Source organism: Endozoicomonas sp. SESOKO2, assembly GCF_024606245.1.
Taxonomy (GTDB): Bacteria; Pseudomonadota; Gammaproteobacteria; order Pseudomonadales; family Endozoicomonadaceae; genus Endozoicomonas_A.
This window is the reverse complement of sequence record NZ_JAHHPQ010000118.1, coordinates 1-1,332: the sequence shown is the minus strand read 5'-3', so window position 1 is coordinate 1,332 and position 1,332 is coordinate 1. Positions and strand designations below refer to the sequence as shown.

At 33.6% G+C, this 1,332-nt stretch carries 1 protein-coding gene; it reads left to right on the top strand.

Annotated elements, in window-relative coordinates; all coding sequences use genetic code 11:
• The coding region (locus KDK17_RS03130; RefSeq protein ID WP_257287325.1) for a hypothetical protein at positions 1-1,332 on the top strand (1,332 nt) is incomplete at both ends.

The window sequence follows — 1,332 nt, the reverse complement described above, 5'->3', positions numbered from 1 at the left end:
TCCCCCGATGAAGATATTGCGAGGTTGAAAGATAACACCTGGAAAAAAATTGATGATTTTATGGGTGAAAGTACAACAGTAGAACAATTGAATATACTGAGATCCAGTTTTTCAGATAATGTAAAGCAGTCGTTTACCATACAATGGGATAAAACCAATGAGATGCTAAATAAAATTGAAATATCCATTGACAATATTGACGTTCATAGAACAATGGATAATTTCAAACCAAAAGAGATTCAATACATTAATTACAGTTTAAGCTTTACTAACACGTTACTAACCGAAAGATTTTTAGGTCTGCATAGTGAATTAGACTTAGGAGGTGCATATATTGATAAAGGAGTACTACCAGAACTGAACATTGACTTCTTAACAGAAGCGATGACTTCGCTCGGCCATACATTGGAAACACCATTAACTGATGAAAGAAAAAGTCAGATCGAAAGAGCTGTGATACGTGCTCTTTCAGAAAAAATGTTCTCAGATGGTATTATTCAAGACCCTAGTCCTTATTTTGAGACATACGATAAAAACCTTCCAGAACAAGACATCAGACTGGTTAAAAGTATCATAGAAAAAACCAGTATTGATAATCTATTCCAAAGACTAGGGGAATATCATACAACGGACCATACCATAAATAGAGTATTTTTAGGAGTAACAACAAATTTAGCAAGTATTTTTTTCGGCAGCACTCTTGATAATTCAAACCAGCCAATGGTATTAATATCTCGCTCAAAAAACGCTCTAGTCAAAATATCACTTAATGAAATCGTTCATATTCATGATGCCGTAAAAGATTTTAAACAACTCAGATTAAGCGAAAAAGAATTCACAGCAAAGATAAGGGAGGTTCTAATTCAATTCTATGATAATAATAAAGTGAAGATCTCCGGCGATGACATTAATAAAGTTGCAATGATGTCAACTCAACTTTCATATGATAAAAATGAGGCTGACTACCACATTATCACTAAACTAGCTTATGGATCTTTTGAAAGATTACAAAAAATCCAAATGCAAAAAAGACCTGTGATCGTTCCATTTCATGAATTCTCAACGAACAATCCCTTCTATAATAGGAAATCTTATGATCTTTTATTCAAACCGTCACAAATAGTGCGTAGGCGACTATACGATAAATTAATAGTGATTAATTTTTCTCTAACTCTTCAAAATAACAGAGAATATTTAATAAAGTCTACTGATCTTTATGACGGGTACCGCACTCAAGACAGCGTTTTGTATAACGTTGTTATTGGTGCATCGGGACGAGGAGAACTTAAACTCGAAACAGTAAAAGGAATACCGTTCACAAACATTGGTGAA